The sequence below is a fragment of the Actinotalea fermentans genome, from assembly GCF_007991475.1.
Classification (GTDB): Bacteria; Actinomycetota; Actinomycetes; order Actinomycetales; family Cellulomonadaceae; genus Actinotalea; species Actinotalea fermentans.
This window is the reverse complement of record NZ_BJYK01000001.1, coordinates 947,223-971,662: the sequence shown is the minus strand read 5'-3', so window position 1 is coordinate 971,662 and position 24,440 is coordinate 947,223. Positions and strand designations below refer to the sequence as shown.

The 24,440-nt window shown below is 73.9% G+C and carries 27 protein-coding genes; 17 read left to right on the top strand and 10 right to left on the bottom strand.

The features are described 5' to 3' along the window. Positions 1-15 precede the first annotated feature (15 nt). From sufD to AFE02nite_RS04485, 6 genes are read left to right on the top strand one after another with little or no spacing between them, the layout of a single operon-like run. Positions 16-1,263 (top strand): Fe-S cluster assembly protein SufD, encoded by a 1,248-nt coding sequence (gene sufD / locus AFE02nite_RS04510; RefSeq protein ID WP_034244842.1) that lies wholly within the window; start codon positions 16-18, stop codon positions 1,261-1,263. Beyond that, positions 1,260-1,598, top strand: coding sequence for a non-heme iron oxygenase ferredoxin subunit (locus AFE02nite_RS04505; RefSeq protein ID WP_034244810.1), 339 nt, complete (start codon positions 1,260-1,262; stop codon positions 1,596-1,598). The genes sufD and AFE02nite_RS04505 overlap by 4 nt, the downstream gene beginning before the upstream one ends. Positions 1,599-1,606: 8 nt before the next feature. Then, positions 1,607-2,365 carry a Fe-S cluster assembly ATPase SufC gene (gene sufC / locus AFE02nite_RS04500; protein ID WP_034244811.1) on the top strand — a complete coding sequence of 253 codons (759 nt, stop codon included), beginning with the start codon at positions 1,607-1,609 and terminating at the stop codon, positions 2,363-2,365. A gap of 52 nt (positions 2,366-2,417) precedes the next feature. Next, complete coding sequence (locus AFE02nite_RS04495; protein WP_034244812.1) at positions 2,418-3,734, top strand: SufS family cysteine desulfurase; 1,317 nt, start codon at positions 2,418-2,420, stop codon at positions 3,732-3,734. Beyond that, positions 3,731-4,225, top strand: a complete 495-nt coding sequence (gene sufU, locus AFE02nite_RS04490) for a Fe-S cluster assembly sulfur transfer protein SufU (RefSeq protein WP_034244813.1) — start codon at positions 3,731-3,733, stop codon at positions 4,223-4,225. Before AFE02nite_RS04495 ends, sufU begins: the two co-directional genes overlap by 4 nt. Further along, positions 4,225-4,554 (top strand): metal-sulfur cluster assembly factor, encoded by a 330-nt coding sequence (locus AFE02nite_RS04485; protein WP_034244814.1) that lies wholly within the window; start codon positions 4,225-4,227, stop codon positions 4,552-4,554. Before sufU ends, AFE02nite_RS04485 begins: the two co-directional genes overlap by 1 nt. A gap of 48 nt (positions 4,555-4,602) precedes the next feature. Here AFE02nite_RS04485 and ypfJ read toward each other — a convergent pair whose 3' ends face one another. Genes ypfJ through AFE02nite_RS04465 form a run of 4 tightly spaced genes read right to left on the bottom strand, consistent with a single transcriptional unit; the run spans position 4,603 to position 7,531 of the window. Beyond that, the gene (gene ypfJ, locus AFE02nite_RS04480; RefSeq protein ID WP_034244816.1) at positions 4,603-5,502 is read right to left on the bottom strand and encodes a KPN_02809 family neutral zinc metallopeptidase; all 900 of its coding nucleotides are present in this window, start codon (positions 5,500-5,502) and stop codon (positions 4,603-4,605) included. Between the two features lie 52 nt (positions 5,503-5,554). Next, positions 5,555-6,181, bottom strand: coding sequence for an energy-coupling factor transporter transmembrane component T (locus AFE02nite_RS04475; protein WP_034244817.1), 627 nt, complete (start codon positions 6,179-6,181; stop codon positions 5,555-5,557). Continuing rightward, the gene (locus tag AFE02nite_RS04470; protein WP_034244819.1) at positions 6,178-6,885 is read right to left on the bottom strand and encodes an energy-coupling factor ABC transporter ATP-binding protein; all 708 of its coding nucleotides are present in this window, start codon (positions 6,883-6,885) and stop codon (positions 6,178-6,180) included. The genes AFE02nite_RS04475 and AFE02nite_RS04470 overlap by 4 nt, the downstream gene beginning before the upstream one ends. Before the next feature lie 13 nt (positions 6,886-6,898). Beyond that, positions 6,899-7,531, bottom strand: coding sequence for a biotin transporter BioY (locus AFE02nite_RS04465; protein WP_034244821.1), 633 nt, complete (start codon positions 7,529-7,531; stop codon positions 6,899-6,901). 142 nt (positions 7,532-7,673) lie between these two features. Here AFE02nite_RS04465 and AFE02nite_RS04460 point away from each other — a divergent pair, with 142 nt between their 5' ends. Together AFE02nite_RS04460 and AFE02nite_RS04455 are read left to right on the top strand one after the other, a co-directional pair. Then, positions 7,674-9,272, top strand: coding sequence for an ABC-F family ATP-binding cassette domain-containing protein (locus AFE02nite_RS04460; RefSeq protein WP_034244822.1), 1,599 nt, complete (start codon positions 7,674-7,676; stop codon positions 9,270-9,272). 29 nt (positions 9,273-9,301) lie between these two features. Beyond that, positions 9,302-9,547 (top strand): helix-turn-helix domain-containing protein, encoded by a 246-nt coding sequence (locus AFE02nite_RS04455; protein ID WP_034244824.1) that lies wholly within the window; start codon positions 9,302-9,304, stop codon positions 9,545-9,547. On the opposite strand, the gene AFE02nite_RS04450 is transcribed toward AFE02nite_RS04455, so the two are convergent. Genes AFE02nite_RS04450 through AFE02nite_RS04440 form a run of 3 tightly spaced genes read right to left on the bottom strand, consistent with a single transcriptional unit; the run spans position 9,531 to position 11,141 of the window. Then, on the bottom strand, positions 9,531-10,475 hold the full coding sequence (locus AFE02nite_RS04450; protein WP_034244826.1) for an SURF1 family protein: 945 nt from the start codon (positions 10,473-10,475) through the stop codon (positions 9,531-9,533). The genes AFE02nite_RS04455 and AFE02nite_RS04450 overlap by 17 nt on opposite strands. Further along, a complete protein-coding gene (locus AFE02nite_RS04445) occupies positions 10,472-10,747 on the bottom strand; it encodes a PH domain-containing protein (RefSeq protein ID WP_052113551.1) in 276 nt (91 codons plus the stop codon). Before AFE02nite_RS04445 ends, AFE02nite_RS04450 begins: the two co-directional genes overlap by 4 nt. A gap of 34 nt (positions 10,748-10,781) precedes the next feature. Further along, positions 10,782-11,141, bottom strand: coding sequence for a DUF3099 domain-containing protein (locus AFE02nite_RS04440; RefSeq protein ID WP_146819130.1), 360 nt, complete (start codon positions 11,139-11,141; stop codon positions 10,782-10,784). Positions 11,142-11,291: 150 nt separating this feature from the next. Between AFE02nite_RS04440 and fabG the strand changes: the two genes are divergently transcribed. From fabG to AFE02nite_RS04420, 4 genes are all read left to right on the top strand, one after another. Continuing rightward, positions 11,292-12,008, top strand: coding sequence for a 3-oxoacyl-ACP reductase FabG (gene fabG / locus AFE02nite_RS04435; protein ID WP_034244828.1), 717 nt, complete (start codon positions 11,292-11,294; stop codon positions 12,006-12,008). Positions 12,009-12,079: 71 nt separating this feature from the next. After that, positions 12,080-12,847: an enoyl-ACP reductase FabI gene (fabI, locus tag AFE02nite_RS04430; RefSeq protein WP_034244830.1), complete on the top strand. Its 768-nt coding sequence runs from the start codon at positions 12,080-12,082 to the stop codon at positions 12,845-12,847. A gap of 13 nt (positions 12,848-12,860) precedes the next feature. Continuing rightward, positions 12,861-13,373: a SixA phosphatase family protein gene (locus AFE02nite_RS04425; RefSeq protein ID WP_261765450.1), complete on the top strand. Its 513-nt coding sequence runs from the start codon at positions 12,861-12,863 to the stop codon at positions 13,371-13,373. A 76-nt stretch (positions 13,374-13,449) separates the two neighbouring features. Beyond that, on the top strand, positions 13,450-14,673 hold the full coding sequence (locus tag AFE02nite_RS04420; protein WP_034244834.1) for a DUF1015 domain-containing protein: 1,224 nt from the start codon (positions 13,450-13,452) through the stop codon (positions 14,671-14,673). A 7-nt stretch (positions 14,674-14,680) separates the two neighbouring features. On the opposite strand, the gene glgC is transcribed toward AFE02nite_RS04420, so the two are convergent. Beyond that, positions 14,681-15,922, bottom strand: coding sequence for a glucose-1-phosphate adenylyltransferase (glgC, locus tag AFE02nite_RS04415; protein ID WP_034244836.1), 1,242 nt, complete (start codon positions 15,920-15,922; stop codon positions 14,681-14,683). Between the two features lie 69 nt (positions 15,923-15,991). On the opposite strand from glgC, the gene glgA reads away from it, so the two are divergent. Next, a complete protein-coding gene (gene glgA, locus AFE02nite_RS04410; protein ID WP_034244838.1) occupies positions 15,992-17,197 on the top strand; it encodes a glycogen synthase in 1,206 nt (401 codons plus the stop codon). A 12-nt stretch (positions 17,198-17,209) separates the two neighbouring features. Here glgA and AFE02nite_RS04405 read toward each other — a convergent pair whose 3' ends face one another. Then, positions 17,210-17,989 carry an FAD-binding oxidoreductase gene (locus tag AFE02nite_RS04405; RefSeq protein WP_146819128.1) on the bottom strand — a complete coding sequence of 260 codons (780 nt, stop codon included), beginning with the start codon at positions 17,987-17,989 and terminating at the stop codon, positions 17,210-17,212. A gap of 56 nt (positions 17,990-18,045) precedes the next feature. On the opposite strand from AFE02nite_RS04405, the gene AFE02nite_RS04400 reads away from it, so the two are divergent. Further along, positions 18,046-18,825 carry an ABC transporter ATP-binding protein gene (locus tag AFE02nite_RS04400; protein ID WP_146819127.1) on the top strand — a complete coding sequence of 260 codons (780 nt, stop codon included), beginning with the start codon at positions 18,046-18,048 and terminating at the stop codon, positions 18,823-18,825. 39 nt (positions 18,826-18,864) lie between these two features. Here AFE02nite_RS04400 and AFE02nite_RS04395 read toward each other — a convergent pair whose 3' ends face one another. Continuing rightward, positions 18,865-19,854 (bottom strand): hypothetical protein, encoded by a 990-nt coding sequence (locus tag AFE02nite_RS04395; protein WP_146819126.1) that lies wholly within the window; start codon positions 19,852-19,854, stop codon positions 18,865-18,867. A 109-nt stretch (positions 19,855-19,963) separates the two neighbouring features. On the opposite strand from AFE02nite_RS04395, the gene AFE02nite_RS04390 reads away from it, so the two are divergent. Genes AFE02nite_RS04390 through AFE02nite_RS04380 form a run of 3 tightly spaced genes read left to right on the top strand, consistent with a single transcriptional unit; the run spans position 19,964 to position 24,434 of the window. Beyond that, the gene (locus AFE02nite_RS04390; RefSeq protein ID WP_146819125.1) at positions 19,964-20,653 is read left to right on the top strand and encodes a TetR/AcrR family transcriptional regulator; all 690 of its coding nucleotides are present in this window, start codon (positions 19,964-19,966) and stop codon (positions 20,651-20,653) included. Beyond that, positions 20,647-22,374 carry an ABC transporter ATP-binding protein gene (locus AFE02nite_RS04385; RefSeq protein ID WP_034246153.1) on the top strand — a complete coding sequence of 576 codons (1,728 nt, stop codon included), beginning with the start codon at positions 20,647-20,649 and terminating at the stop codon, positions 22,372-22,374. Before AFE02nite_RS04390 ends, AFE02nite_RS04385 begins: the two co-directional genes overlap by 7 nt. Next, positions 22,371-24,434, top strand: a complete 2,064-nt coding sequence (locus AFE02nite_RS04380) for an ABC transporter ATP-binding protein (RefSeq protein ID WP_052113682.1) — start codon at positions 22,371-22,373, stop codon at positions 24,432-24,434. Before AFE02nite_RS04385 ends, AFE02nite_RS04380 begins: the two co-directional genes overlap by 4 nt. The last annotated feature ends 6 nt before the right edge of the window (positions 24,435-24,440 follow it).

Below are 24,440 nucleotides of genomic sequence, written 5' to 3'. Positions count from 1 at the left end.
GAACCGGAGACCGGAATGACGACAGACCTGTCCACCGACCACTCGCGCGCGCAGGCCGACGCGGCGCACACCCACGGCCGCGGCGGCGTGCCCGAGGCGTCGCGCGCCGCGCGGCTCGCGTCGTTCGACGTCGCGGACTTCCCCGTGCCCACGGGGCGCGAGGAGGAGTGGCGGTTCGCGCCGGTCGACCGGATGGCGCCCCTGCTCGACGCCGCCGGTGCGGGGCTGGCCGGGTCCGGCGCCCTCGTCACGGTCGTCAACCCGCCGGAGGTCTCCGTGGAGATCGTCGGCCGGGACGACGCTCGCCTCGGCACCGCCGGCCGGCCCGGTGACCGCGCGGCGGCCGTCGCCTGGGCGTCCTTCCGCGAGTCGACGGTCGTCACCGTCGGCCGGGAGGCCGTCGCGTCGGAGCCGGTGAGCATCCGCGTCGAGGGCGTGCCCGGCAACGAGGACGCCTCCGCCGTGCACCTGCTGGTGCACGCCCGAGAGCTGTCCGAGGCGGTCGTCGTCATCGACCACGTCGGCCCGGCGGCACTGGGCGAGACCGTCGAGGTGGTCGCCGAGGACGGCGCGCACCTGACCCTGGTGTCCATCCAGGACTGGGACGCGGGCGCGCTGCACGCGTCCTCGCACCGGGTGCGCCTGGGCCGCGACGCGCACGTCCGGCACATCGTCGTGACGCTCGGCGGGGACGTCGTCCGCATCACGCCCGACGTCGAGTTCACGGGCGAGGGTGCGGAGTTCGAGGGCGTCGGCCTGTACTTCGCCGACGCGGGTCAGCACCTCGAGCACCGGCTCTTCGTGGACCACGCCGTGCCGTCGTGCCGCTCGCGCGTCGCCTACAAGGGCGCGCTCCAGGGCGCCGGGGCGCACGCCGTCTGGGTCGGCGACGTCCTCATCCGGGCGATCGCCGAAGGCACCGACACGTACGAGCTCAACCGCAACCTCGTGCTCACGGACGGTGCCCGCGCGGACTCCGTGCCGAACCTCGAGATCGAGACGGGCGTCATCGAGGGCGCGGGTCACGCGTCGGCGACGGGCCGGTTCGACGACGAGCAGCTCTTCTACCTGCGTGCGCGGGGCATCCCCGAGGAGGACGCGCGCCGCCTGGTGGTTCGCGGCTTCTTCGCCGAGCTCATCCAGCAGATCGGCGTCCCCGCCGTCGAGGAGCGCCTCATCGCGGCCATCGAGGCCGAGCTCGAGCGCACGATGAGCGCGCTCGCGACCGCCGCCCCCGTGGCGGACGCGGAGGTCCTGCCGTGACCGCGCAGCTCGCCTGCATGACCGCGGACGTGCCGGTCGGCACGGCGATGCGGGTCGAGCTCGACGGCGCCGACGGCGCCCCCGTCGAGGTCGCGGTCGTCCGCGACGCCGACGGCGACTTCCACGCCATCTCCGACATCTGCAGCCACGGCCAGGTGTCGCTCTCGGACGGCGAGGTCGACGGCTGCACGATCGAGTGCTGGCTGCACGGCTCGACGTTCGACCTGCGCACCGGCAAGCCGCTCGCGCTGCCGGCCACCAAGCCCGTTCCCGTGTACCCCGTGACCCTTGACGGCGACCGCGTGCTGGTCGACGTCGACGTGACCATCGCCTGAGGAGAGACATGTCCACGCTCGAGATCCGCGACCTGCACGTCAGCGTCGAGACCAAGGAGGGCGCCAAGTCGATCCTCCGTGGCGTCGACCTCACGGTGTCGTCCGGCCAGACCCACGCGATCATGGGCCCGAACGGGTCGGGCAAGTCGACCCTCGCGTACTCGCTCGCCGGCCACCCGAAGTACACGATCACCAGCGGTTCGGTGACGCTCGACGGCGCCGACGTCCTGGCGATGTCCGTCGACGAGCGGGCGCGCGCCGGCATGTTCCTGGCGATGCAGTACCCGGTCGAGGTGCCCGGCGTCTCCGTCTCGAACTTCCTGCGGACCGCCAAGACCGCCATCGACGGCCAGGCGCCCGCCCTGCGGCACTGGGTGAAGGACGTGCGCACCGCCATGGAGCAGCTGCGCATGGACCCGGCGTTCGCCGACCGCAACGTCAACGAGGGCTTCTCGGGCGGCGAGAAGAAGCGCCACGAGATCCTCCAGATGGAGCTCCTCAAGCCGCGCATCGCGATCCTCGACGAGACCGACTCCGGCCTGGACGTCGACGCGCTGCGCATCGTGTCCGAGGGCGTCAACCGCGTGAAGGCGGGCGGCGACGTCGGTGTGCTCCTCATCACCCACTACACGCGGATCCTGCGCTACATCGAGCCGGACTTCGTGCACGTGTTCGTCGACGGCCGGATCGCCGAGGAGGGCGGGCCCGAGCTCGCCGAGCGCCTCGAAGCCGAGGGCTACGACCGGTTCCTCGCGACCAGCGCCTGAGCCACCGGCGCCGTCCGCCCGCACCCACCACCCACCAGCGACGGAGGTCACCATGACCACCACCCTCGACCCGAGGGCCGGCACGCACCTGTCCGCGGGCGAGCTCGCCGCGGTGCGCGCCGACTTCCCGCTGCTGCGGCGGACGGTGCGCGGCGGCCGCCCGCTCGTCTACCTGGACTCGGCGGCGACCTCGCAGAAGCCCGACGTCGTGATCGACGCCGAGCTGGACTTCTACTCCGAGCGGAACGCCGCCGTGCACCGGGGCGCGCACCAGCTCGCCGAGGAGGCGACGGACGCCTACGAGTCCGCTCGTGCCGAGGTCGCCGCGTTGGTGGGCGCACGACCGGACGAGATCGTGTGGACCTCGAACGCGACGGCGGCGATCAACGTCGTCGCCTACGCGATCTCGAACGCGACGGCCGGCCGCGGCGGGGCCGCCGCCCGCCGGTTCGCGCTCGCCCCGGGCGACGAGATCGTCGTCACCGAGGCCGAGCACCACGCGAACCTTGTGCCGTGGCAGGAGGTCGCGGCCCGGACGGGCGCGACGCTGCGCTGGATCGGCGTCGGCGACGACGGTCGCCTGCGCACCGACGAGCTCGCCACCGTCGTGACCGAGCGCACCAAGGTCCTGGCGTTCGCGCACGTCTCGAACGTGACGGGCGCCGTGGCCGACGTCGCGGCGTTCGTGGCACGGGCGCGGGAGGTGGGTGCGCTCACCGTCCTCGACGCGTGCCAGAGCGTGCCGCACCTGCCGGTCGACCTGGGTGCGCTCGGCGTGGACTTCGCCGCGTTCTCGGGCCACAAGATGTACGGCCCGACCGGCGTCGGCGTCCTGTACGGCCGCCGCGAGCTGCTCGACGCGATGCCGCCGGTCCTCACCGGCGGGTCGATGGTCGAGGTCGTGACCATGGAGTCCACGACGTTCGCGCCCCCGCCGCAGCGCTTCGAGGCCGGGTCGATGATGGTCGCGCAGGCGGTCGGCATGGGCGCGGCCGCGCGGTACCTGCGCGAGCTGGGCATGGCGGCCGTGGCCGCGCACGAGGCGGAGATGACGCGGCTCCTGCTGGACGCCGTCGCCGCGGTGCCGGGCGTGCGGCTGGTCGGTCCGGCAGACCAGCGCGACCGCGTCGCCGTGGTCTCGTTCGTGGTCGACGGTGTGCACGCGCACGACGTCGGGCAGGTCCTCGACGACGCCGGGATCGCAGTCCGCGTCGGCCACCACTGCGCCCAGCCGCTGCACCGCCGCTTCGGCGTGGCGGCGACCAGCCGCGCGTCGGCGGGCGTCTACACCACCGCGGACGAGGTCGCGGCGTTCGGCGCCGCCCTGGCCACCGTCCGGCCGTTCTTCGGACTGGGAGGCGCGGCATGAGCGGCGCGATGGAGCAGCTCTACCAGCAACTGATCATCGAGCACGCGAAGGACCCGCACGGGAAGGGCCTCGCCGAGCCGTACGCGGCGGAGTCGTTCCAGGTGAACCCGACCTGCGGGGACGAGGTGCGCCTGCGGGTCCACCTGGCCCCGGACGGCGCGCTCGAGCGGGTCAGCTGGCAGGGGCAGGGCTGCTCGATCTCGCAGGCGTCCATCTCGGTGATGTCCGAGCTCGTCGAGGGCCTTCCCGTCGCCGAGGTCGAGGCGCTGGGGGAGGACTTCCGCGCCCTGCTGCACACGCGCGGCGAGGGCCTGCAGGACGAGGCCGCCGAGGACCGGCTGGGGGATGCCACGGCCTTCACGGGTGTCGGCAAGTACTCCGCACGGGTCAAGTGCGCCCTCCTGGGATGGATGGCGCTGCGCGACGCGTTGCTCCAGGCAGGAACCAGCACGACGAGCACCACGAGCACCACGAGCACGGAGGAGGCGTGATGAGCGCACAGGCCACCAGCATCCCGAACGCGGCGGACGTCGAGGAGGCGCTGCGCGACGTCATCGACCCCGAGCTCGGGATCAATGTCGTCGACCTCGGTCTGGTCTACGGGGTGGCGATCGACCCGAACAACCACGTGGTCATCGACATGACCCTGACGTCCGCGGCGTGCCCGCTCACCGACGTCATCGAGGACCAGGCGGGGCAGGCCCTGGACGGCCTGGTCGCCGGCTTCCGCATCAACTGGGTCTGGATGCCGCCGTGGGGCCCCGAGCGCATCACCGAGGACGGCCGCGCGCAGCTGCGCGCCCTGGGCTTCAACGTCTGAGGCCTGGGCTTCGTCCTCGGACCGGGCCCGCAGGTCCTCGGACCGGGCCTACAGCTCCTCGGCGGAGAAGGTGTCGCACGCCGCGAGCGTGCCCTGCTCGTAGCCGACGGTGAACCAGCGCTGGCGCTGCTCGCTCGAGCCGTGGGTCCACAGGTCGGGGTTGACACCCCCGCCGGCCTGCTCCTGGATGTGGTCGTCGCCGATCGCCTCCGCGGCGGACAGCGCCTGGGCGAGCTCGGCCTGCGTCGGCGGCTCGAGGAAGGTCACCCCGGGGCGGTCCGGGTCCTGCGTCGTCGCCGCGGCTCCGACCCACATGCCGGCGTAGCAGTCGGCCTGGAGCTCGAGTCGGACGCCGTCGGAGGTGGGGCCGGTGTCCCTCCGGTCGAGCCCGTCCATCGTGCCCAGCAGGTTCTGCACGTGGTGCCCGTACTCGTGCGCCGTGACGTACATCTCCGCGAGCGGGCCACCCGAGGTGCCGAACTCGCTGATGAGCAGGTCGAAGAAGGTCAGGTCCAGGTAGATGGACTGGTCGGCCGGGCAGTAGAAGGGCCCCGTCCGGGAGGTCGCGTCGCCGCAGCCCGTGGAGGTCGCGGCGTCGAACGCCCAGACGTCGGGAACCGTGAGCCTGGCACCCTCGGTCGGGAGCGTCTGGTCCCAGTACTCGTCCAGCGCCTGCACGGTGGCCGACAGGCGGCAGTCGCGCTGCTCGTTCGCCTGGGCGACGGAGCACTCGCCGATGGTCCCGATCTCCTCCTGGCCGCCGGGCGCCTGGACGCCGCCCTGCAGGCTCGCGAGCTCGCCGCTCACGTCGACGCCCGTGAACTGGTAGATGAGGAACGCGACGATCGCCAGGCCGATGCCGCCGCCGCCGAGCGCTGCACCGCGCCCGCCGCCCCGGCGGGTGCCGACCCGGCCGCCCTCGAAGCTGCCACCCTCGCTGAACGTCATGTGATCACGGTAGGGCCGGGCGCGTGCGCGCGCCTGCGAGACGCCGTGTGGCTCAGTCGCCGAGCCCGCGCGCCGCCAGCGCCTCGCCAGTGGCTCGTGCGCGCCCGACCGTGCGGACGGCGAACGGCACGAGCACCGCTCGGGGGGCCCTCTCGAGGCCGCGGGCCCGGGCGGCGTCCCGGACCTCGACGAAGAGACGACCGAGCGCGGGGATCGCACGGAGCATGAGCGCCACCGTCAGCGCGACGGCATCCGGATCGAGCCCGACGCGCCGGAGCGGCCGGAGTGCACGGACGAGGAGGTCGAGCAGGACGTCCACCGGGGTCGTGGCGGTGACCACCGTGGCGGCGGCGACGACCGAGAGCAGGTCTGCGGCGACCTCGACGCCGAGGGCCGGGCCGCGCTGCCATGCCTGGTACCCGCCGAGGAGGAGGGAGGTGAGCGTCACGGGTGCGAGGCCGGCCGCCGTGGCGCGCCACGGCAGCCGGGCGACGACGGCCGCCCCGCCCCCCAGTCCCAAGGCGGCAAGGGCGGGCCACGGCCCGCGCACGACGACGACGGCGACGCCCAGCGCGGCGAGGACAGCGAGCTTGAGGCCCGCCGGTGCGGCGTGCAGCGCCGTGTCCCCGGGCCGATAGAGGCCGACGGGGTCCGTCCACGCGCGGGGCGGTCGGCTCACCTGACCGCCATCAGGTCCCGGTAGGCGGCAACGGCCTCGGCCGCGCGGCCGTCGGCGACGACCCGGCCCTGGTCGACGACGAGGACCCGGTCTGCGCGCTCGACGGCCTGGAGGTCGTGCGTCACGTGGAGCACCTGTGCAGGGACCTCGTCCAGGACGTCCTCCACGACCCTTCGCCACCGCAGGTCGAGGAGCGTCGTCGGCTCGTCGGCGACGAGGACCTGTGGCTCCGTCGCGAGGACCCCGGCGAGGGCGAGGAGCTGCTTCTGCCCACCGGAGAGGGCGTGCACCGGGGTGTGGGCCCGTTCCCCGAGCCCGAACCGCTCGAGCACCTCCCGGGCCCGGGCTTCCCGCTGACGCCGGTCGGGAACCGCCCGGCGCAGGGACAGGGCGACGTCCTCGAGCGCGGTCGGCATGACGAGCTGGGCGTCCGGGTCGGTGAAGACGAAGCCGACGAGCGAGCGCACGCGCGCGCCGTGGGTCGCCACGTCGAGCCCGCAGGTGGTGACCCGGCCCGTGGTGGCGGGGCGCAGGCCGTTCACCAGGCGGGCGAGCGTGGACTTGCCCGACCCGTTCGCACCGATGACCGCGATGCGCCGCTCGGTGAGCGTGCAGGTGAGGGGCTCGAGCACGACCCGCCGTTCGAGGGTCCCGGCCGGGCCGGGTACCTCGACGGTGACGCCCGCCTCGTGGAGCTCGATCACGGCGCCGGCGCGGTCAGCGGCGGGGGAGAAGGTCCGGGAACGCGCGGTGGACGCTCGTGGCGACGAGCACGGCCAGCCCGAGCTTCACGGCGTCGAACGGAACGAAGAGGTTGTTGAAGGTGACGGCCTCGCCGAGGCTCATGGCCGTGCGGGCGGCCATGACCGGCACCCCGACGGCATACACGACGAGCGAGGCGACGACCCCGCCGACGACGAGCGATCCGGTGCGCACGCCCCAGCCACGGCGCGCCGACCGTTCCGCCACGGCGCCGATCAGCCACGCGGCGGCGGGGAAGGCGAGCAGGTAGCCGGCGCTCGCCCGCCCGATGACGGCCGGTCCTCCGAACCCCTGCGCGAAGATCGGCAGGCCCGCCAGACCCACGGCCAGGTAGAGCAGCACCGCCAGGCTCCCGCGCCGGGCACCCAGGACGGCGCCGGCGAGCAGGACGGCGAAGGTCTGCAGCGTCACCGGTACCGGCACCCCTGACACCGGGACGGCGACGAGCGAGCCGACGGCGATCACCGCGGCGAACGTGGCGATGAGCGAGAGGTCGGTCGTGCTCCACGCCCTGGTGTGCGGCAGGGCACCGGGCGCGGCGGCCGCGCCGTCGGGGGCGGGCAGCGACTGCTCGCGGTCGGCGTTCATCGGGGCTCCCGGGGCGTCGGGTCCTGGCCGCCGGGCAGCCGGGCCGGGGAAAATGGATCGGGCGTCACGCTAGCGGGTCGTACCATGGTCGGCGTTTGTGTCCGCCCACAGGGCCCGGTCATCGGTGTGAGAGGAAACGGCAGTGATCACCGCGCAGGACGTCGAGCTGCGCGTCGGAGTCCGTCAGCTGCTCGTCCCCACGTCGTTCCGGATCGCGCCGGGCGACCGGGTGGGCCTGGTCGGGCGCAACGGCGCGGGCAAGACCACGCTCACGCGCGTCCTGGCGGGTGAGGGCATGCCGACGGCCGGCAAGGTCGTGCGCAGCGGCGACGTCGGCTACCTGCCCCAGGACCCGCGCACGGGCGACCTCGACATGCTCGCCATGGACCGGATCCTCTCGGTGCGCGAGCTCGACCACATCATCCGCTCGATGCGCGCCGCCGAGGCGGCGATGGCGAGCGCCGACGACGCGAAGCGCGACGCCGCCATGGAGCGCTACTCCCGGCTCGACGCGCGGTTCACCGCCGCGGGCGGGTACGCGGCGGAGAGCGAGGCCTCCCGCATCGCGGCGAACCTGGGCCTCGACGACCGCGTGCTGCACCAGCCGGTCGGCACCTTGTCCGGTGGCCAGCGCCGGCGGGTGGAGCTCGCGCGCATCCTGTTCTCCGGCGCGGACACGCTGCTGCTCGACGAGCCGACCAACCACCTCGACGCCGACTCGGTGCTGTGGCTGCGCGACTTCCTCGCCGCGTACCCGGGTGGCTTCCTCGTCATCAGCCACGACGTCGGCCTCGTGCGGACCACCGTGAACAAGGTGTTCCACCTGGACGCGAACCGCGCGGAGCTGGACCAGTACAACCTCGGCTGGGACGCCTACCTGCTGCAGCGGGAGACCGACGAGCGGCGTCGCAAGCGCGAGCGGGCCAACGCGGAGAAGAAGGCCGCCGCCCTGATGGCGCAGGCCGACAAGATGCGGGCCAAGGCGACCAAGGCCGTGGCGGCGCAGAACATGGCCCGACGGGCGGAGCGCCTGCTCACCGGGCTGGAGGCCGAGCGCGCCGGCGACAAGGTGGCCAAGCTCCGGTTCCCGACGCCCGCTCCCTGCGGGCGCACCCCGCTGACGGCGACCGGCCTGAGCAAGTCCTACGGGTCGCTGGAGGTCTTCACGGACGTGGACCTGGCGATCGACCGGGGGAGCCGCGTCGTGGTGCTCGGCCTCAACGGTGCCGGCAAGACGACGCTGCTGCGCCTGCTCGCGGGCGTGGAGGGCCCCGACACGGGTGAGGTCGTCCCAGGTCACGGGCTCAAGCTCGGGTACTACGCGCAGGAGCACGAGACGCTCGACGCCGGCGCGACGGTGGTGGAGAACCTGCGGCACGCGGCCCCCGACCTCACGGACACCCAGGTGCGCTCGGTGCTCGGGTCGTTCCTGTTCTCGGGCGACGACGCGGACAAGCCGGTGGCGGTTCTGTCGGGTGGCGAGAAAACCCGGCTCGCGCTCGCGACGCTGGTCGTCTCGGCCGCTAACGTGCTGTTGCTCGACGAGCCGACCAACAACCTCGACCCGGCGAGTCGCGAGGAGATCTTGTCGGCCCTGCGCCGATACGAGGGGGCAGTTGTTCTGGTCACTCACGATGAAGGGGCCGTGGAAAGTCTGGCGCCGGATCGAGTGGTGCTCCTGCCCGACGGGGACGAAGATCTGTGGAACGAGAGTTACGCGGACCTCGTCTCGCTCGCGTGACACCGCTCGCACGACACAGGAGGCACCACATGAGCGACAGGTTGCCCAAGGGCTCCCGGATCACTGGTGAGGGGCGCAAGAGCCTCGCGCAGACCCTCGTCGAGCGCTACCAGCGCGGCGAGAGCATCCGGTCGATGGCCGAGGACATCGGTCGTTCCTACGGCTTCGTGCACGGTGTGCTCGCCGAGTCCGGCGTGCAGATGCGCAGCCGCGGGGGCGCGACCCGGGGGGCGGCGGCGGAGGCCCGCCGCGCCGCCATCAAGAACGGGGGCTGAGAGGGCCGGACCGGCCCTCGGCGGCGTCGAGGATCGCGTCCTCCTCCTCCTCGGCCGTCGGCCGACGACGGTGGGGTCGACGCGTCGCCGCCGCGGGTGGCTGCTGCCGCGCCGCGCGCGTCGCGCCCTCCGATGGAGGAGGCGTCGCGCGCACGGTCGTGCCCACCCGCGCGCCCGCTTCGGCGGTGCCACCCTCGTCCGCGGTCGCGACCTGCGATGCCGCCCCTTCCGCCTCCTCCCGGCGGAGGAGCACGACGCCGCCCACCAGGGCCCCGGTGGCGAACACCCACCACTGGAACGCGTACGACAGGTGCGGCCCGAGGTCGGCGTCGGGCCGTGGCACCGGGGTGACGTCGTCCGGGACCCGGCCGTCCTCGGTCGCGACGACGCCGTACGCATCGGGCACGACGTCGGCGCCCTGCAGCCCCGCAGCCTCCAGGACCTGGTCGACGGCGATGGCCTGGACCTGACCTGCCGGGGCGTCGCGCTCCGCGCGCGGCTCCGCCGACCGCAGGCGCACCACGACGTCCAGCGTGCCCTGGGGGACCGGCCGGCCCGCTGACGCCTCCGCCGCCGGGAACCAGCCCCGGTCGACGACGAGCAGCCGGCCCCGCCACGGCCCGTCGGCGACCTCGAGCACCCCCAGGGCGTGGGCGGCGGGCGTGCCCGACACCGGCCGGTTGCGGAGCACGGCGGCGCCCACGTAGTCGCCTCGGACGGTCACCGGCCGCCAGACCTCGCCCGGCTGCAGGCCGTCCCCGACGACGTCGGCGAGCGCCGCCGGGGCGGCGTCGTAGTTGGCCGAGACGAGCGCGACGGCGGCGCTGCGGTCCTCGTGGCGGGTCCACTGCCAGATGCCGGCGAGCACGCACCCGGCGGCGACGAGCAGCGCGACGGCCATCACGGACGCCGCGCGGCGGAGACTCACGGCTCGTCGGCCGCGCCGTGCGGTCCCTCGAGGGCCTCGGCGAGACCGGCCACCGGCACGGTGTCCCGCAGGAAGCTCCGGTTGCCGAGGAACCGCTCGAGGCGCTCACGGTGGTCGTCGCAGGCCAGCCAGACCTTGCGCCGCTCCGGCGTGTGGATGCGGGGGTTGTTCCACAGCAGACCCCACTGCGCCGGCGCACGGCAGCCGCGCGAGCTGCACTCCAGGTCGCTCACGTCGCTCGCCGCCGCGTCGTTGACCTGCTCGTCGTCCACGTGCTCGTCGTCCACCCGCTCGTCGTCCACGTGCTCAGTCTGCCGCGCCGGAGCGGCCGGCCGGGCCGGGGCCGGGTGGCAGCACCGGGGGCGTGGGCGCGTCCAGGTAGGTCCCGGGGTCGCTGCGGCGCTCGCGGCCCGCGTTGGCCAGCACGACGGCGACGTAGGGCAGGACGACGGCGCCCGCCAGCAGGACCCAGCGCGTCCAGTGGTCCACGACGACGGCGCCGAGGAAGCACACGACGCGGATCGTCATCTGGATCAGGTAGCGCCGCGCGCGGGCCGAGACGTCGTCGGACAGCGGGGCCGGCACCGCGGTGATGCGGACGGGCGTGCCGGGAGCGGACGCGGCAGGGCGCTGGTCTGCGCTGCCGTCAGGTCGCTGCGGCTTCACCTCCTGAGTCTAGGCGCGGCAGTCGGGGCCCCACAGCGTCGGCCCCCCGGCCTTGTGCGAGGCGTCATCTCGGCGCGGCAGCGCCGTGGGCTACGGTCGGTCGGGGCCGCGCCTGCGGGACCCGATCCAGCGAGCACAGGAGGTCCCCGCGTGTCGGACACCACCCCCCGAAGCGTCCTCGTCACCGGTGCCAGCCGGGGGATCGGCCAGGCGATCGCCGAGCGGTTCCTCGCGTCCGGGGACAAGGTCGCCTCGTTCGACAGGGGCGGTGAGCCGCCGGCCGGCGTGCTGGGTGTCACGGGGGACGTGACGGACTCCGCCGCGGTCGACGCCGCCTTCGCGGAGGTCGAGGCCGCGCACGGGCCGATCGAGGTCCTCGTCGCCAACGCGGGCATCACCCGCGACCAGCTGCTCATGCGGATGACCGACGACGACTTCGACCAGGTGCTCGACGTGAACCTCGCGGGCGCGTTCCGCTGCGTGCGGCGCGCGGCGACCGGGATGATCCGGCAGCGGCGCGGGCGCATCATCCTCGTCTCCTCCGTGATCGCCCTGTACGGCGGACAGGGGCAGGTCAACTACGCGGCGTCGAAGGCGGGCCTGATCGGCATGGCGCGCTCGATCACGCGGGAGCTGGGCGGTCGGGGCATCACGGCGAACGTCGTCGCGCCGGGCTTCATCGACACGGCGATGACCGCGGCCCTGCCGACCGAGCGCCAGGACGCGTACAAGGCCGCGATCCCGGCCGGGCGCTTCGCGCAGCCGACGGAGGTGGCCGGCGTCGTGCACTTCCTCGCCTCGCCGGACGCCGCGTACATCAGCGGCGCCGTCATCCCCGTGGACGGCGGCCTGGGCATGGGCCACTGATCGCGCTTGGATAGACCGATCACGGCGCGCCCGTGCGCGCCGTGCCACCACCGACGACAAGGAGAGCGCCGATGGGGCTGCTCGAGGGCAAGAAGCTGCTGGTGACCGGGGTCCTCGTGGACACCTCGATCGCGTTCCACGTGGCGCGCCTGGCGCAGCAGGAGGGCGCCGAGGTGGTCCTGACCGCACCGGGTCGCCAGACGCGACTGACCTCGGTCGTCGCCCGCCGCCTGCCCACCCCGGCGCCGGTGGTGGAGCTGGACGTGACCTCGGCGGACGACCTGACCGCGCTCGCCGAGCGCGTCGGTGAGCACGTCGACCACCTCGACGGCGTCGTGCACTCGATCGGGTTCGCGCCGCAGTCCGTCATGGGCGGCAACTTCCTGAGCGGGCAGTGGGAGGACGTCGCGACGGCGGTCCACATCTCCGCCTACTCGCTCAAGGCCCTCGCCGTGGCGGCCCAGCCGCTGCTGGCCCCCGGGTCGTCGGTGGTCGGCCTGACCTTCGACGCCCGCTACGCGTGGCCCGTGTACGACTGGATGGGCGTGGCCAAGGCGGCGTTCGAGTCCACGGCGCGGTACCTGGCGCGCGACCTCGGTCCGCAGGGCGTGCGCGTCAACCTCGTGGCGGCCGGGCCCGTCCGGACGACGGCCGCGACCCACATCCCGGGCTTCGAGCAGATGGAGGGCGGCTGGTCCGAGCGTGCGCCGCTCGGCTGGGACAGCGCGGACCCGGAGCCGACGGCGCGCGCGGTCTGCGCCCTGCTCTCGGACTGGTTCCCCGCCACGACGGCCGAGGTCGTCCACGTCGACGGTGGCGTGCACGCGATGGGCCAGTGACGTGCCCGGCACCGTGCGCAGGCTGGTCCTGCTCCGGCACGCCAAGGCCGAGCACGCGGGTGGCGCCGACGAGCTGCGCCGCCTGACGAGCCTCGGCGTCCGGCAGGCGGGCGGGGTGGGTGCCGCGCTCCGCGCGACGGGCCTGATCCCCGAGCGCGTGCTCGTCTCGTCGGCGCTGCGCACCCAGGAGACCTGGACGCACGTCGCGGCGGCGCTCGCGGACGTGCCCGAGCCGGAGGTCGTGCTGTCGGACGCGCTGTACGGCGCGCACCCGGGCGAGGTCGTCGACCACGTGACGGCGACGGACGCGCGCGTGCGGACGCTGCTCGTGGTCGGGCACGAGCCGGCGATGTCCGGTGCCGCGGCGCACCTGGCCGGCAGCGCCTCCGCCGCCCACCTGGCCCAGGTCCGCGCGGGCCTGCCCACCGGGTCGTACGCCGTGCTCGAGGTCGTGGGGCCCTGGGCGGAGCTCGAACCGATGGGTGCACGGCTGGTCGACGTCGTCCGGCCCGCCTGGCGCGACTGAGCCCGCCGGCCTCCCGGGGCGTCCGGTCCGTGGCGCGCGGAGCCGCGGCCGGGGCGCGTTCTGGGACAGTGGGCCCGTGGCCACGATCCGCTCCTTCCGCGCCCTCCGTCCGCCCCGCGACCGCGTCGCCGCCGTCGCCGCGCCGCCGTACGACGTCGTCGACACGGCCGAGGCGCGGGCGCTCGCCGCTGGCAGCACGGACAGCTTCCTGCACGTGTCGCGGCCCGAGATCGACCTGGCCGACGACGTCGACCCGCACACCGAGGGCGTCTACGCCGCCGGACGCGCGGCGCTGGAGGACTTCCTGGCCCGCGGTGTGCTCGTCGCCGACGACGCGCCCGGCCTGCTCGTCTACCGGCAGCGGATGGGGGAGCGGGTGCAGACGGGCGTCGTCGGCTGCGCGAGCGTCGCGGACTACGCGAGCGGCGTGATCGCCACGCACGAGCACACGCGGCACGACAAGGAGACCGACCGGACGCGCCACATCGCGGTGCTGCGGGCCCACGACGAGCCGGTGTTCCTCATGTACCGCCCGGCGGCCGACGGGGCGTCGACCGTCGCCGAGGTCCTCGCGGCCGTGACCGCCGGCGAGCCCGAGTACGACCTGGTGACCGACGACGGCGTCGGGCACACGCTGTGGACGGTGCCGCAGGAGCAGGCGGGGGTCCTGGAGGCCGCGTTCGCCCGCGTGCCGACGCTGTACGTCTCCGACGGCCACCACCGCAGCGCCGCCGCCGCGCGCGTCGCCGCCGAGCTCGCCGGGCCCGGCGCGGACGAGTTCCCCGTCGTGGTCTTCCCCGCGGACGAGCTGACGATCCTCGCCTACAACCGCGTGGTGCGGGACCTCGCGGGCCGGGACGCGGACGCGTTCCTGGCGGCGCTCGCGGCCGACTTCGACGTGCTGCTGGTGGAGGGTGCTCCCGAGCCGGGACGCCACCAGTTCGGCCTGTACCTGGCGGGCCGCTGGTACCTGCTGACGGCGCACGAGGACGTCGCCGACGAGAGCGACCCGATCGCGCGCCTGGACGTGTCGGTGCTCCAGGACCGCGTGCTCGGCCCGCTCGTCGGCATCGCCGACCCGCGCACCGACGAGCGGATCGCGTTCGTGGGCGGCATCCGCGGCACCGCCGAGCTCGAGCGGCTCGTGGACTCAGGGGCCTTCGCGGCGGCGTTCGCGCTGCACCCGACGTCGACCGAGGAGGTCATGGACGTGGCCGACGAGGGCCTCGTGATGCCGCCGAAGTCGACGTGGTTCGAGCCGAAGCTGCGGTCGGGGTTCTTCGTCCACCCGATCGGCTGACCGCCGCTCAGGCCGTGACGACGGTGCCCTTCGGCACGACCGTCACGCCGCCCTCGCTCACCGTGAAGCCCCGGGCGCGGTCGTGCTCGGGGTCGATGCCCACGCGCGCCCGCTCCTGCACGACGACGTTCTTGTCCAGGATCGCGCGGTGCACCTGCGCGTGCCGCCCGACGACGGCGTTGTCGAGCACCACGGAGTCGCTGACCGACGCCCACGAGTGCAGGTAGACGCCGGGGGAGAGCACGGACCCGGAGACCGTGGCACCCGAGACGATCACGCCGGGGGACACGAGCGAGTCCGCCGCGTGGCCGAGACGACCCGGACCTGCGTGCACGAACTTCGCCGGCGGGAGGCCGGAGTTGCCCGTGAACAGCGGCCACTTCGTGTTGTAGAGGTTGAACACCGGGCTCACGGAGATGAGGTCCAGGTGGGCGTCGTAGTAGGCGTCGATGGTTCCGACGTCGCGCCAGTAGTCGCGGTCGCGGTCCGTGGACCCGGCGACGTCGTTGCGGATGAAGTCGTAGACGCCCGCGGTGTTGCGGGCCACGAACCAGGGCACGATGTCGCCGCCCATGTCGTGCTTCGACGTCGGGTTCTGCGCGTCCTGCGTGACGGCCTCGACGAGGGCGTCGGCGTTCGCGACGTAGTTGCCCATCGAGGCGAGGACCTCCCCGGGGGAGTCGGCCAGGCCGACCGGGTCCTTCGGCTTCTCGCGGAAGGCGGCGATGCGCGTGGGGTCGTCCGCCTGGGTCTCGATGACGCCGAACTCGCCGGCGAGCCCGATCGGCTGCCGGATGGCCGACACCGTGAACTCCGCGCCGGAGGCCATGTGCGCGTCGACCATCTGCGAGAAGTCCATGCGGTAGACGTGGTCCGCGCCGACGGTGACGACGATGTCCGGACGCTCGTCCTCGATGATGTTCAGGCACTGGTAGATGGCGTCCGCGCTGCCGAGGTACCAGTGCTTGCCGACCCGCTGCTGCGCCGGCACCGGGGCCACGTAGTTGCCCAGCAGCGACGACATCCGCCAGGTCCGCGCGACGTGACGGTCGAGGCTGTGCGACTTGTACTGGGTGAGGACGACGATCTGCAGGTAGCCGCTGTTGACGAGGTTCGACAGCGCGAAGTCGACGAGCCGGTACAGACCGCCGAAGGGCACGGCCGGCTTGGCACGCTCCTCGGTCAGCGGCATGAGCCGCTTCCCCTCCCCGCCTGCCAGGACGATCGCGAGTACGCGCGGCGTTGCCATGCATCCGACCCTAGGCCCCGGTGTGGTCGTGGGCCAGACGATCCGGCTGATCATCGCTAGCGTGTCGTCATGCGCGTCGACCTGCTCACCCGCGAGTACCCCCCACACGTCTACGGCGGCGCCGGTGTGCACGTCACCGAGCTCGCCGCAGTGCTGCGCCAGCACCTCGAGGTGCAGGTCAGGTGCTTCGACGGGCCCCGCGATGCGCCGGGGGTGTCGGGGTACGACGTCCCCGCCGGCCTCGCCGAGCACAACGCGGCCCTGCGGACCTTCGGGGTCGACCTGCTCATGGCGGCCGACGTGGCGGGCGCCGACGTCGTGCACTCCCACACCTGGTACGCGAACCTCGGCGGGCACGTCGCCGCGCTGCTGCACGGCGTGCCGCACATCGTCACCGCGCACAGCCTCGAGCCGCTGCGTCCGTGGAAGGCGGAGCAGCTCGGCGGCGGGTACGCCCTCTCGGGCTGGGCGGAGCGGACGGCCTACGAGCACGCGGACGCCGTGATCGCCGTCAGCGGCGGCATGCGCGACGACATCCTGCGGGTCTACCCGCACGTGCACCCGGACCGCGTGCACGTCGTGCACAACGGCATCGACCTGGCGGGCTGGCGGCGGCCGGAGGGCGAGGACGCGGAGCGCGCGGACGCGACCGTCCGGGCGCTCGGCATCGACCCGACCCGTCCCGCCGTCGTCTTCGTCGGGCGGATCACGCGGCAGAAGGGCCTGCCGTACCTCCTGCGCGCGGCCGAGCACCTCCCGGCCGACGTCCAGCTGGTCCTGTGCGCGGGCGCTCCGGACACGCCCGAGATCGCGCGCGAGGTCGCCGGCCTGGTCGAGGACCTCCGTGAGCGTCGCCAGGGCGTCGTGTGGATCGAGCAGATGCTGCCTCGTGCCGAGCTCATCGCCGTGCTCTCGGCCGGCACCGTCTTCGTCTGCCCCTCGGTCTACGAGCCGTTGGGCATCGTCAACCTGGAGGCCATGGCGTGCGGGCTGCCCGTCGTGGGCACCAGGACCGGCGGCATCCCCGAGGTGGTGGACGACGGTGTCACGGGCTGGCTGGTGCCGATCGAGCAGGTGAGCGACGGCACGGGCACGCCGGTGCACCCGGCGCAGTTCGTGGCCGACCTCGGAGAGGCGCTCCGGCAGGCCGTCTCCGACACCGGCCGGGCGGCTCGGATGGGTCTCGCGGCGCGCGAGCGCGTCGAGGAGCACTTCGCCTGGCAGGCGATCGCCGAGCAGACCGTGCGGGTCTACCGGTCCGTCCTGGAGGGCTGAGGGCCCGGGCCGTCAGCCCGGCACCACCAGGGTGGCCGCGCACATCGCCCGACGCGCGGCGTGGTCCACGTGCCGCAGCGCCGCGCTGCGCTGGTCCGCCTGCCAGAGGTTGACGGCGCCGCCGTCGTCATCGCTGGCCAGCTCCACGATCACCCGCAGGCGCGCCGCGAGGGCGAGGACGCGGGCGCGCCGGGGCTCCAGCCCGGGCGGCAGGGCGCGCACGTCGGGCTCGGCGCGCAGCGACGCGAGCGCGGCGACGGCGTCCTCCCGCCACCGCGCGACGTCCAGCCGGTCGAGCGCCTCCGTGGCCGTGCGCAGCGCCTCGCGCAGCTCGCGCTCGGCGTCGGCCAGCGAACCGATGGCGGCCATCACCCCGAGCGTCCACGCCGGCACCGGCAGCACCCGCCACGTGACGAGGTGGCCGGGCTCCGCGGGGCTGCCGAACGACCGGACGTCCGGCACCGCCGCGAACGCGCCCGTGGGCGTCTCGACCAGGACGCACTCGCCCGCCTCCACGGCGGCGGCGCTGACCTGCGCGGGCACCCCGACGACGTCGCCGGGCACGGGCAGGACGGCCGCGACGGCGACGCCGGGCATGCCCCAGGCGAGGAGCAGGTCGGTGAGCGTGCTGCCGGGCGTCCACCCGCCGTCGTGCGCGACCACGGCGTGCGGCTCGTCGTCGTCGGTCACGCCGGCGACCGCCCGCTCGGCCAGCGCGGTCCCGCCGCGCACGTGCGGCAGCCACGCGGCCAGTGTCACCGACCGCGGCAGGTCCAGGACCGACGCACCCACCGGGCCAACCTAGCCGCTCCGGCGAGCGGTGCCGCGCGCACGTTAGGGTCGGGGCCATGGTGCTCGACCTGCAGGACGTGACGCTGCGGCGCGGCACGACGACGATCCTCGACGCCCTCTCCTGGCACGTCGCCGAGGGGGAGCGCTGGGTGGTGCTCGGGCCGAACGGCGCCGGCAAGACGACCCTGCTGCAGATCGCCTCGGCGCGCATGCACCCCACCAGCGGGACCGCTGCGGTCCTCGGCTCCCGCCTCGGGACCGTCGACCTCTTCGAGCTGCGGCCGCGCATCGGCGTGGCGTCGGCGGCCCTGGCGGACAGGATCCTGCCGTCGGAGCGCGTGCTCGACGTCGTGCTCACGGCCGCGTACGGGATGACCGGGCGGTGGCGGGAGCGCTACGAGGCCCTCGACCACGAGCGCGCGCGGGTCCTGCTGGACGTGTTCGGCGTCGGCGGACTGGCCGAGCGCACGTTCGGCACGCTCAGCGAGGGCGAACGCAAGCGCGCCCAGATCGCGCGGGCGCTCATGACGGACCCGGAGCTGCTCCTGCTCGACGAGCCGGCCGCGGGCCTCGACCTCGGCGGGCGTGAGGAGCTGCTCGGTGCGCTCACCGAGCTCGCCCGCGACCCGCGCTCCCCGGTGATGGTCCTGGTCACGCACCACGTCGAGGAGATCCCGGCCGGCTTCACGCACGCCCTGCTGCTGCGCGGCGGTCGCGTGGCGGCGGCCGGCCCGCTGGCGGAGGTGCTCACCGCGGAGCAGCTGTCGGCGACCTTCGGGCTGGACCTTGAGGTGGTCCGGCACGGCGAGCGGTGGAGCGCTCGCGCCCGCAGCTGAGGGACCTGGTGAGCACGCCCACGGCCGAGGTCGCCCGGGTCAGCGCGCGTCGCGCAGCCGCGCGGCGAGCTCGGCCGCCTCGCGCGTGAAGGTGCGCCAGGCCTCCGGCGTGGCCGCCACCCGCGTGGCCGCCCGGACCTCGTCGGCGGCCTCCTGGTGCCAGCGGTCGAGCCGCCCGTCGCGGACCTCGAACGAGACCAGCACGCCGCCGGCGTAGCCGTGCAGGTGCACGACGCGCGGGCCCGTGGCGAGCGGACCGGGCGCGGGACCCGTGCGGCTCAGGGTGCGCGGCGCGGTCGTCGTGCCGGGAGCGTGCGGCGCCGTCACGCGCTGTTCCGCCGTGACCCACGCGACGGCCTCCAGCTCCGCCTGGATCCTCGCCGCGACCTCGAACGCGCAGGCCCCGGCGGCCTCCTGGCGCCGGCGGGTCAACGCGTCGAGCGCCGCGGCGACGGCGGCGGGCTCGCGGGACAGCACGGCGCCCGCGCGCTCGACGCGTGCGGGCAGGTCGCCGTCGGCGACGCCGCGCAGGCGCGCCATGTCCTGGTCGAAGCCGCCGCGCCGCGCCCCTGCGTAGGACAGGGCGAGCACGCGGTCGAGGCCGGCCACCGCGAGTCGGCTCTGACCACCGCCCAGGTAGGGGCCGAACACGGCGGCCCCGGGCGCGTCGTCGGGGGAGTGCAGCACCCGGAGCTCCGCCGTCCCGGCGCCCTCCACGAGCGCGATCCACGTCGGCACCTCCAGGCCGCCCCGGACGCGGTTCCACCGGGGCTTGCTGCGCTCGAGGAGGTTCCGCTCGAGCCAGGTGGCCTCGTGGACGGAGGCGCAGGTGAGGGCCTCGACGTCGACGACCTGCGGGACCATCCGGCGCAGGTGCGGCCGGTCGCGCAGGTCGCCCCAGTAGGAGCCGACCCGGCTGCGCAGGTCGGTGGCGCGGCCCAGGTAGACCACCCGCCCCGCCGCGTCCCGGAAGCGGTAGACGCCCGGGGCCGCGGGGAGCGCGGCGACGGCGGCGGGGCGGTCGGGCACGTCGCCGAGTATGCCGCGGCGCCCTGTCGCGAGTGCGGCACGGCAGCCGCGCGAGCCTCGGCAACACGAATGAGTGAGTGCTCACTCACTTGTGCTAGCGTTGCGCCCCGTGACTCCGAGACCCCCCGTGGAACCCGCTGCCCCGGGCGACCGTGGCCGGCGCGCCGCTCCGATGTCACCGGAGGACCGGCGCGACGCCATCGTCGGTGCGGCCATCCCGCTCCTGCGGTCGCGCGGCGCCGCCGTGACCACCCGCGAGCTCGCCGACGCCGCGTGCGTCGCCGAGGGCACGCTCTTCCGCGTGTTCCCGGACAAGGCGGCGCTGGTGCGGGCCGCCATCGAGCGCGCCTTGGACCCGACCCCCGCGCTGGAGCAGCTGGCCGGGGTCGAGCGTGAGCTGCCGGTGCGGATCGCGATCGCGAAGACGGTGGCGATCCTGCAGGAGCACGCCGTGGGGGTCGCCTCGCTCGTCGCGGTCAGCCACGAGATGTTCGCCTCGCTGGGTCAGCCGACGGCCACGCCCCACGGGCACGGCCACCCTGGGCACGCGCACAAGCCGGGCTGGGCCGACCACCCGGTCGAAATCGTGGTGCGCGCAGTGGCGAACGTGCTGGATCCTCATGCGGCGGAGCTGCGCCTCGAGCCTGCGCTCTGCGCGCGGATGCTCGTCGGCTTCGTGCTCACCATCAACCGACCACTCGGCCCCGGGCCCCGGCCCGTCCTCGGCCCCCACGACCTCGCGACGCTGTTCTGCGACGGCGCCGTCCGCCATCCGATCTCGGAGGACCACACATGTTGATCCGGCTGCTCTCCCGCCGGCTTCGCGCATACGGCGGCCTGGTGAGCGTGGTGGTCGTCCTGCAGCTGGCGCAGGCGGTCGCCAACCTCTACCTGCCCAGCCTGAACGCCGACATCATCGACGACGGCGTCGCGCAGGGCGACACGGGCCTGATCATGCGGCTCGGCGGCCTGATGCTCGCCATCACCGTGGTGCAGATCGGGGCCTCCATCGGCGCCGTGTACGCCGGGGCGAGGGTCGCGATGTCCATCGGCCGCGACCTGCGTGCGGGCGTCTTCGACCACGTCCAGACGTTCTCGGCCCGCGAGCTCGGCCGCTTCGGCGCACCGTCGCTCATCACGCGGACCACGAACGACGTCATGCAGGTCCAGACGGTCGTGTACATGACCCTGACCATCATGATCGCCGCCCCGGTGATGCTCGTCGGCGGCGTGATCATGGCGCTCCGCGAGAGCGTCGAGCTGTCGTGGCTGCTGGTGGTCATCGTGCCGATGCTCGGCGCGCTGCTCGGGTTCGCCGTCGTGCGGCTGCGGCCGCTCTTCCAGTCGATGCAGAAGCGGATCGACGCGATCAACCGCGTGCTGCGCGAGCAGATCGGCGGCGTCCGGGTAATCCGCGCGTTCGTCCGCGACGACCACGAGAAGGTGCGGTTCGCGGGTGCGAACGCGGACCTCATGGACGTGGGCCTGCGCGTCGGCCGGTTCATGTCGTTCATGTTCCCGACCGTGTTCCTGATCATGAACCTGTCGAGCGCCGCGGTCCTCTGGTTCGGCGCCTACGAGATCCAGGACGGCCTCGGCGTCGGGTCGCTGACGGCCTTCCTGAGCTACCTCATGCAGATCCTCATCTCGGTGATGATGGCCGTGATGATGTTCATGCTGGTCCCGCGCGCGGAGGTCTCCGCGGGCCGGATCAGCGAGGTGCTCGACGCGCGGACCAGCGTCGTCCCCCCGCAGGTGCCCGTCACCGAGCTTGCGCGCCGAGGACACCTCGAGCTGCGCGGGGTCGGGTTCGCCTACCCCGGCGCCACCGACCCCGTCCTCCGCGACGTCTCGTTCGTCGCCGCCCCGGGCGAGACGACGGCGATCATCGGCTCGACCGGCTCGGGCAAGACGACGCTGCTCGGCACGGTCCCACGGCTCTACGACGCCACCGAGGGCGCGGTGCTGGTCGACGGCGTCGACGTGCGCGACCTGGCCCTGGACACGCTGTGGGGCACGATCGGGCTCGTCCCGCAGAAGCCGTACCTGTTCAGCGGGACCGTCGCCAGCAACGTGCGGTACGGCAAGGAGGACGCCACCGACGAGGAGGTCTGGCACGCGCTCGAGGTGGCGCAGGCCGCGGACTTCGTCCGGGAGATGGGCGGGCTCGACGCCGAGATCACGCAGGGCGGCACGAATGTCTCCGGCGGGCAGCGCCAGCGCCTGGCCATCGCCCGGGCGCTCGTGCGCCGGCCGGAGATCTACCTGTTCGACGACTCGTTCTCGGCGCTGGACTTCGCGACCGACGCCGCGCTGCGCGCCGCGCTCGCGCCCGAGACGAAGGACGCGACGGTGGTCGTCGTCGCGCAGCGTGTGAGCACCATCCGGCACGCCGACCGGATCGTCGTCCTGGACGACGGCGCGGTGGTGGGCATCGGGACGCACGACGAGCTCATGTCCGACAACGAGACGTACCGGGAGATCGTGCTCTCCCAGGTCACCGAGGAGGAGGCGGCATGAGCGCGCGCACCGGTAGCACCGAGCACGCCCCGGCGACCGCGGCCGAGGGCGCGGCGGCTGCGGAGGCCCCCGCGGCCGGTACCGGACGGGCGGGGCGCCAGCACGCGCCCGCGCGTCGCCCGGGTGGTGGCCCCATGGGGCACATGGGCATGGGCATGCCCACGGCCAAGCCGCTCGACTTCAAGGGCTCGCTCAGGCGGCTCCTGGGCGAGCTGCGCCCCGAGCGGGGCCGGCTCACCCTCGTGGTGCTGCTGACGCTGGGCAGCGTCGCCGGCACGGTCTTCGGCCCGAAGGTGCTCGGCTGGGCGACGGACGTCGTCTTCCGCGGGTTCCTCGGCATCCAGCTCGGCCGGCAGGCTCCCGCGGGCGCGACGACGGACCAGATCGTCGAGGGGCTGCGGGCTCAGGGTCAGACGGAGCTGGCCGACGTCATCAGCGCGACGGACGGCGTCGTGCCGGGCGTCGGCATCGACTTCGACGACCTGCGCCGGGTGCTGATGATCGCGCTCGCGCTCTACCTCGGCGCCTGGCTGCTGGGCTACCTCCAGGGCCTGGTGACGACCGGCATCGTGCAGCGGACCGTGTTCCGCCTGCGCGAGCGGGTGCAGGCCAAGCTCGGGCGGGTCCCGCTGTCCTACATCGACTCCCACCCGCGCGGCGAGCTGCTCTCGCGCGTGACGAACGACATCGACAACATCGCCCAGACGATGCAGCAGACGCTGAGCCAGCTCATCAGCTCGGTGCTGACCATCCTCGGCGTGCTGGCCATGATGTTCTGGATCTCGCCGCTGCTCGCGGTGATCTCGCTCGTCGTCATCCCGGTCTCGGGCGTGGTCACGGCCATGATCGCCAAGCGCTCGCAGCCGCAGTTCACGGCCCAGTGGCAGCGCACCGGCACGCTCAACGCGCACGTGGAGGAGATGTACACCGGGCACGCGCTGGTGAAGGTCTTCGGCAGGCAGAAGGCGGCGTCCGACACGTTCCACACCGAGAACGAGGCCCTCTACGAGGCGACGTTCAAGGCGCACTTCATCTCGGGCCTCATCCACCCGGCGATGATGTTCATCGGCATCCTCAACTACGTGGTCATCGCGGTGGTGGGTGCGCTGCGGGTGGCGTCGGGGTCGATGACCATCGGCGACGTCCAGGCGTTCATCCAGTACTCGCGCCAGTTCACGCAGCCGATCATGCAGGTCGCGTCGATGATGAACCTGCTCCAGTCGGGCCTCGCGTCGGCCGAGCGGGTCTTCGAGCTGCTCGACGCGGAGGAGCAGTCGCCGGAGCCGGCCGCCGGGCCGCGCCCGGACGTCGTGCGCGGGCGCGTGGCCTTCGAGAACGTCGCGTTCAGCTACTCGCCGGACGCGCCGCTCATCGAGGACCTGTCGCTCGTGGCGGAGCCCGGCCAGACGGTCGCCATCGTCGGCCCGACCGGTGCCGGCAAGACGACGCTGGTCAACCTGCTCATGCGGTTCTACGAGCTGAACGGCGGCCGGATCACGCTCGACGGCGTGGACGTGGCGCAGATGGACCGCGAGGAGCTGCGGCAGAACATCGGCATGGTGCTGCAGGACACGTGGCTGTTCGGCGGCACCATCCGCGACAACGTCGCCTACGGGAAGCTCGGGGCGACGGAGGACGAGGTCGTCGAGGCGGCGCGCATCACGCACGTCGACAGGTTCGTCCGCACCCTGCCGGACGGGTACGACACGGTCATCGACGAGGAGGCGAGCAACGTCAGCGCCGGCGAGAAGCAGCTGCTGACCATCGCCCGCGCGTTCCTCGCCGACCCGCCGATCCTCGTCCTCGACGAGGCGACCAGCTCGGTCGACACCCGCACCGAGGTGCTCGTCCAGCACGCCATGGCGGCGCTGCGGCAGGGCCGGACCTCGTTCGTCATCGCGCACCGGCTGTCCACGATCCGCGACGCGGACGTCATCCTGGTGATGGAGAACGGCGCGATCGTCGAGCAGGGCTCGCACGCCGAGCTCATCGAGGCGGGCGGAGCCTACGCGCGCCTGTACGCGAGCCAGTTCGCGGCCGCCGCAGCCGAGGTCGACTGAGCGCTC

Excerpts from the sequence above, each read along its gene's own strand:
- sufD (WP_034244842.1), top strand. The coding sequence starts at position 16 with ATGACGACAGACCTGTCCACCGACCACTCGCGCGCGCAGGCCGACGCG.
- sufC (WP_034244811.1), top strand. The coding sequence starts at position 1,607 with ATGTCCACGCTCGAGATCCGCGACCTGCACGTCAGCGTCGAGACCAAG.
- AFE02nite_RS04495 (WP_034244812.1), top strand. The coding sequence starts at position 2,418 with ATGACCACCACCCTCGACCCGAGGGCCGGCACGCACCTGTCCGCGGGC.
- sufU (WP_034244813.1), top strand. The coding sequence starts at position 3,731 with ATGAGCGGCGCGATGGAGCAGCTCTACCAGCAACTGATCATCGAGCAC.
- AFE02nite_RS04485 (WP_034244814.1), top strand. The coding sequence starts at position 4,225 with ATGAGCGCACAGGCCACCAGCATCCCGAACGCGGCGGACGTCGAGGAG.
- ypfJ (WP_034244816.1), bottom strand. The coding sequence starts at position 5,502 with ATGACGTTCAGCGAGGGTGGCAGCTTCGAGGGCGGCCGGGTCGGCACC.
- AFE02nite_RS04465 (WP_034244821.1), bottom strand. The coding sequence starts at position 7,531 with ATGAACGCCGACCGCGAGCAGTCGCTGCCCGCCCCCGACGGCGCGGCC.
- AFE02nite_RS04455 (WP_034244824.1), top strand. The coding sequence starts at position 9,302 with ATGAGCGACAGGTTGCCCAAGGGCTCCCGGATCACTGGTGAGGGGCGC.
- fabI (WP_034244830.1), top strand. The coding sequence starts at position 12,080 with ATGGGGCTGCTCGAGGGCAAGAAGCTGCTGGTGACCGGGGTCCTCGTG.
- glgC (WP_034244836.1), bottom strand. The coding sequence starts at position 15,922 with ATGGCAACGCCGCGCGTACTCGCGATCGTCCTGGCAGGCGGGGAGGGG.
- glgA (WP_034244838.1), top strand. The coding sequence starts at position 15,992 with ATGCGCGTCGACCTGCTCACCCGCGAGTACCCCCCACACGTCTACGGC.
- AFE02nite_RS04400 (WP_146819127.1), top strand. The coding sequence starts at position 18,046 with ATGGTGCTCGACCTGCAGGACGTGACGCTGCGGCGCGGCACGACGACG.
- AFE02nite_RS04385 (WP_034246153.1), top strand. The coding sequence starts at position 20,647 with ATGTTGATCCGGCTGCTCTCCCGCCGGCTTCGCGCATACGGCGGCCTG.
- AFE02nite_RS04380 (WP_052113682.1), top strand. The coding sequence starts at position 22,371 with ATGAGCGCGCGCACCGGTAGCACCGAGCACGCCCCGGCGACCGCGGCC.